This window comes from Sphaerisporangium sp. NPDC088356 (assembly GCF_040685555.1).
In the GTDB taxonomy this organism is placed as follows: Bacteria; Actinomycetota; Actinomycetes; order Streptosporangiales; family Streptosporangiaceae; genus Sphaerisporangium.
The window spans coordinates 1-5763 of sequence record NZ_JBFBIK010000158.1 but is presented as its reverse complement, the minus strand read 5'-3'; the positions used below and the strand labels follow the sequence as shown (position 1 = coordinate 5763).

4 protein-coding genes and 1 pseudogene are annotated in these 5763 nt (G+C 69.7%); 2 read left to right on the top strand and 3 right to left on the bottom strand.

Annotation, left to right across the window (positions count from 1 at the left end; genetic code table 11):
* Positions 1 to 97: 97 nt before the first annotated feature.
* Complete coding sequence (locus AB0O34_RS33635) at positions 98 to 1255, bottom strand: thiolase family protein (RefSeq protein ID WP_363922465.1); 1158 nt, start codon at positions 1253 to 1255, stop codon at positions 98 to 100.
* 393 nt (positions 1256 to 1648) lie between these two features.
* On the opposite strand from AB0O34_RS33635, the gene AB0O34_RS33630 reads away from it, so the two are divergent.
* Positions 1649 to 2965, top strand: coding sequence for a HAMP domain-containing sensor histidine kinase (locus AB0O34_RS33630; RefSeq protein WP_363922463.1), 1317 nt, complete (start codon positions 1649 to 1651; stop codon positions 2963 to 2965).
* Between the two features lie 22 nt (positions 2966 to 2987).
* Here AB0O34_RS33630 and AB0O34_RS33625 read toward each other — a convergent pair whose 3' ends face one another.
* Entirely contained in the window at positions 2988 to 3650 is a 663-nt protein-coding gene (locus tag AB0O34_RS33625; protein ID WP_363922461.1) for a hypothetical protein, read from the bottom strand.
* A 352-nt stretch (positions 3651 to 4002) separates the two neighbouring features.
* Here AB0O34_RS33625 and AB0O34_RS33620 point away from each other — a divergent pair, with 352 nt between their 5' ends.
* Complete coding sequence (locus AB0O34_RS33620) at positions 4003 to 5259, top strand: PP2C family protein-serine/threonine phosphatase (RefSeq protein ID WP_363922459.1); 1257 nt, start codon at positions 4003 to 4005, stop codon at positions 5257 to 5259.
* Between the two features lie 64 nt (positions 5260 to 5323).
* On the opposite strand, the pseudogene AB0O34_RS33615 reads toward AB0O34_RS33620, so the two are convergent.
* Positions 5324 to 5763: pseudogene (locus AB0O34_RS33615) on the bottom strand (hypothetical protein); the annotation flags it as partial.

The following is a 5763-nucleotide window of genomic DNA, read 5'->3' as shown; positions in this document are numbered from 1 at the left end:
CTCGGGTGTGCGGGCCGGCCGGGTGTGCGGGCTCTCGGGTGTGCGGGCCGGCCGGGTGTGCGGGCTCTCGGGTGTGCGGGCCGGCCGGATGTGTGGACTATCGGGCGTGCGGGCTGAGGACGAGGGTGGAGTGGTGGTCGAGGACGCCGCCGTTGCCGCTGACCAGGACCAGGTCGTGCTCCGGCGCCTGGCGGTCGCCGCCCTGGCCCCGGGCCTGGATGACGGCCTCCGACAGCGGGGTCATGCCCCACATGTAGTAGGAGGACAGCTGGCCGCCGCCGGTGTTGACCGCCAGCGACCCCTCGGGCCCGAGCACGCCGCTGGACACGAAGTCGCCGCCCTCGCCCTTGGCGCAGAAGCCGTAGTCCTCCAGCGAGATCAGCACGGTGTAGGTGTAGCAGTCGTACAGCTCCACCACGTCGATGTCGGCCAGGGTGACCCCCGCCATCTTCAGGGCCGTGGACCCCGAGACGGCCGCGCCGCTGACCAGGCCGAACTCGCTGCCGCGGCCCATGACATAGCCGGGGTGGGCCTGCCCCCAGCCGAGGATGTGCACCGGCGGCCGGGCGAGGTCGGCGGCGCGGTCGGCGGAGGTGACGATGACCGCGACGCCGCCGTTGCTCACCAGGCAGCAGTCCAGCAGGTGGAACGGCTCGGCGATCCACCGGGAGCTCTGGTGGTCCTCGATGGTGATCGGATCGCGCATCTGGGCCAGGGGGTTCTTCGCGGCCCAGGCGCGCTGGGCGACCGCGATGTGGCCGAACTGCTCGCTGGTGGTCCCGTAGGCGACCATGTGCCGCCGGGCGGCCAGCGCGTACAAGGTGTTGGCGCTGTGGATCCCCGAGGCGGCGGCGAGCCCCCGCCAGCCGGTCGGCGTGCGGCTCGTCCTCGCGTAGGCGGAGCCGGAGCCCTTGTCCCTGAGCGGGGCGTCGGCGAAGACGCAGGCCACCACGTCGGCCATGCCGCCGGCCACGGCCATGGACGCGTACTGGACCATGGCGCCCGCCGAGGACCCGTAGCCCTGGACCTCCGACAGCATCCGCAGGTGGCGCAGGCCGAGGTCGCGCTGGAGGCCCAGTCCAACGTCGCGGGTGAGCCCCGTGTTGGTCAGCAGGCCGTCGACCTGGTGCGTCTCCAGCCCGGCGTCGGCCACGGCCAGTCGTACGGCCTCGGCCGCGAACTCCGGGGCCGACCTGCCGTAGACCTTGCCCATCTCGGTGATGCCCAGCCCGGCGATGACCGTTGAGCGGTTCATTGTCCCCCCTTACTGCTTACCGTGCTTCGTCAGCCCCGATTGTTAACATCTCGTTTCGTCTGAGCGTGCCACGGCGTATCCGCTCTGAAAACGTCTGATTCCGCAACGGGTACGCGTCCTGGACGGCGATGTGCCCATCGCGAGGCTCTCCACGGTCATGGCGAACGGCGCGCGAATGTAAAGCGATGGCAATGGAATCGCCTATTTCCGGTCTGATTGTCGGACCCTCTTCGCGGCAAGCGCACAGTGGCTCCTAACAGGTGTTCTGGCATGGACATATATTGAGGAACGCGGGCGAACCGGGAGGGTAGACCTGCTCCGGGAAGGTGAGTGATGGCAGTTCGTCTGCGCCCACGATCGATCAGGGGGCGATTCACGCTAGGCGCGGGAATCGTGGCGCTGATCGTGTTCGCGCTGATGGCCGCCGGCATCGACACCACCATCCGGATCAGGACGCAGGACCACATCTTCCGGAATACCCAGAGCGTCGCCACCGGCTGGGCCGGATCGGTCAACCCCGGCGAGGTACCGAGCCCGGCGGCCGACGTCGACCTCCTCCAGCTCGTCGACTCCAGCGGCGAGGTGGTCGGGGCGAGCAGGGCGGCGGCAGGGATGCCGCCGCTGAGCACGCTGCGGCCCCCGGCCAACCAGCGGATCCAGAGCGGTGTCGTGTGCCCGCCGGCGGGCGACTGCGTGCTGTTCACCGCCGTGCGGGTTCCTCCCCTGTCGTCCCGTCTGCTCTGGGGGGGCGAGCAGCATTTCGTCTACGCCGGAAGGGTTGAGCCGTCCATCCTGGCGGGGCACCACCTGGAACTCATCAGCGCGGCCGCGGTGCTGCTCGCCACGATCCTGGCGGCATGGGCGACCTGGTGGCTGGTGGGCCGCACGCTGCGCCCGGTGGCGGCGATCCGCGCGAGAACGGCGGAGATCTCGGTGAGCGACCTGAGCCTGCGGGTGCCGCAGCCGCCCGGCTACGACGAGATCGCGCAGCTGGCCCGCACGTCCAACGAGACCTTGTCCCGGCTGGAGGAGGCCGTGGAGCAGCAGCGTTACTTCGCCTCGGTCGTCTCCCACGAGCTCAGGTCTCCGGTCGCGGGCCTGCGCATACAGCTGGAGGAGGCGCTGAGCTACCCCGGCGAGGTCGAGCCGCAGAAGACCTTCCAGGCCGCGCTCACGACGACTCAGCGGTTGCAAGCGATCATCGATGATGTGCTGACGCTGGCCCATCTCCGGACCGCCGCTCCGCCCGAGCCCGAGCCGATGGACCTCAACGCGCTGGTGAAGGAAGAGGTGGCCGCCCGGGTCCACGCTCCGCCCGTGCACGCGGACGTGACCGGTGAGGCGATGGTCCTCGGCCATCGCATCCAGCTGATCGGTGTGCTGAACAACCTGCTGGTCAACGCCCAGCGGCACGCCGCCTCGCGGGTGGACGTCACCGCGAGGCCGTCGGGTGACCAGGCCGTCGTGACGGTGACCGACGACGGCGACGGCATCGCGCGGGAGGACCGCGAACGCGTCTTCGAACCCTTTGTTCGGCTTTCGGGCGGGCGCCGCCTCGACCCCGGTGGCAGCGGGCTAGGCCTGGCCATCTGCCGCGCGATCGTCACCACTCATCAAGGAACGCTTGAGATAGAGGATTCGTCCAGGGGGGCCTGCTTCGTCCTCCGGCTGCCCCTGAACCAGCCGGAGCGGAACTCCACCTCCGCGTGAACCGGACGCGTGCGGGCCGGAGTCACTCGTCCGGCTTGAACCGGTAGGTCGCGGGAGGCGTGAACGACGAGCCGGGCTTGCCGTACACCAGGGCGATCTGCAGGTGCGGCTTCAGGACGATGGCGGCCGGGTCGCCGTCGAGCTTCTGGCCGTTGACGTAGGTGGTCAGCGTCTTGCCGTTGCCGGCTTTGAGCGTGCCGATCTGGGTGGCGTTCAGCGTGACGCCCCACTCGGTGAAGATCTGGCCGAGGGTGTAGGTCTGACCCTTGACGTCGGTCTCGATGTGGATCACGCCGCGGGTGTCGTGGGTGTGGACGGCCGCCATCTCCTCTGACCCGGGGTCGATGCCGATGTCGGCGGCGACGCTGACCGGCTTGCCGTCGACGTAGACGTCGAGGTGGGAGTGGTAGTGCTCGGCCATGCCCATGGGCCCGAACTTCAGGCCCGCGGCCAGGACCAGCGGTTTCGGGTCGGAGGGGGCGTCCCACGGCGGGGGACCGCCGTCCGGAGGGGGAGTGCGGTCGGCGAGGAGGCCGTATCCGAGCCCGCCCAGCGCCAGCACGGCGACGGCCGAGCCGATCACGGCCGCCGTCCCGCGACGCCGGCCGCGGACCGGCGACTCGACGGGCTCCACCGGCTCCGGCGCCACGTACTCCGGGGTCTGCTTGGTCTCGTTCAGGGACATCGGCCGCCTCCACCACACCTGAATGCTTTAGCTGTACCCACGCGTCGTCGCGGTCTCATTCACGCGAATATCCGCCACCTAATCGGCCGGCGCATGAATACACCACGACATTCACCGGTCGAATGCTATTAACCGACGAATTCCAGGTTACCGCTACGATGCCGCCGTGGGCGGGGAGCGACGCTGGCAGGAAGTGGCCGGAGATAAAAGGCCATCGTTCCCGCGGGCGCGGGGAGGCCTCCGCATCGTGGATCACGCCATGCCGGTTCGACGGCACCATTCACGTTTCGCCCGGGGCATCTGGTGAAGGAATGGGGTTGGACCGGGCTCCAGGAGGAACGTGAGGATCTTGATGGTGAACCCCCATGCGGCGACACCACAGGCGAGTGGGGTCACAGGTGCCGGACGGATGCTCACGGGCCTGCTCGACGCCAGTCACCTGGCGGCTCTCGATCAGGTGCCGGCCCTCGTGGCCGAGCACGCCCCGCACGCCGGGCTCGGCGAGGTCCTGATCTACCTCGTCGACCTGCAGCAGGACGTGCTGCGCCTGCTGACCGGCCATGGAGACAACGCCGGGAAGGGGGTGAGCGAGGTCAGCGAGCTGCGGATCGACGCGACGCTGGCCGGACGGGCGTTTCGTGAGGTGCGCACCTTGCGCAGGTCCGGCGGCGACGGCGACCCCGACTGGTGGTGGGTGCCGCTGGTGGACGGCACCGAACGGCTGGGCGTGCTCCGCATCAGCGCGAAGGACGCCGACGAGCAGGCCCAGAAGTGCATGCGGCATCTGGCGACCGTGATCGCGTTCATGGTGGTCAGCAAGCGCCACTTCAGCGACTCCTACGCGCGGCTCGTGCGCACACGATCGATGAACGTGGCCGCCGAGATGCAGTGGAACCTGATGCCGCCGCTCACCTTCGCCAACGACGAGGTGGTGATCGCCGCGGTCCTCGAACCGGCCTACGAGATGGGCGGGGACGCCTTCGAGTACGCCATCGCCGGAGACATCGTCCACATGGGCATCTTCGACGCGATGGGTCACGATGTCGCCGCAGGCCTGACCGCGAACCTCGCCGTGACCGCCTTCCGCAACAACCGCCGGCAGGGCGTCGAACTCGGCGAGATCAGCGAGGTGATTGAAAGTGTGCTGATCGCCGAGTTCGGCCGGGACACGCGCTTCGTCACCGGGATCCTCGCCGATCTGGACACCTCGACCGGCATGTTCAGCTGGGTCAACCGCGGTCACCATCTGCCCGTGGTCATCCGCGGCGGGCGCTGGGTCACCACCTTGCAGTGCCCGCCGGCCCATCCGATGGGGCTCGACCTGGGCGTCCCGGTGACGGTCTGCCACGAGCAACTGGAGCCGGGCGACCGCGTGCTGCTCTACAGCGACGGCATCACCGAGGTCAGGAACCGGCACGGCCAGGAGTTCGGCGTGGCCCGTTTCACCGACTTCATCATCCGCGCCGCCGCCGACGGGCTCCCGGTCCCCGAGACCCTCCGCCGTCTGATCCACAACGTGATGGAGTACCACGACGGCGTGCTGCAGGACGACGCCACCGTCCTGCTCGCCGAATGGCACGGCACCGCCCAGCGCCGGCTGTGCCCGTGAGCGAGCACAGGCCGGGGCGGCGGTCCGGCGCCGGGCGGGCCCGCCGTCCCGCCCGGCGTGGTGCTCAGGCCAGGTCGAACTGCTCCCAGGTGCCGATCGAGCCGCGGTTGGCGATGAGCGGCTGTGCTCCGCCGCCCTCGGCGCACACGTACTGGCCGTTCGCCTGGGCCTTGAGGCTGACAGAGCCGTTCGGGTTGGTGATCAGCTGGAACGTCTCCCAGGGGCCGACCGATGCGCGGTTGGCGATGAGCGGCTGCGCTCCGCCGCCCTCGGCGCACACGTACTGGTTGTTGATCTTCGCTCTCAGTGCCACGTTGCCGTTGCCCAGGTCTATGCGCTCGAACTGCTGCGCGGTCCCGACGGACGTCCCGTTCGCGATCAACGCCGAACCGTTGGCGGCGGTGACGTAGCGGCTGTTGGCCCTGGCGCGCAGGGTGACCACGGGCGAGGCCGCGTCCGTGGTCACGCTCACGGCGTTCGAGGCGGCGGAGGTGTTGCCGGCGG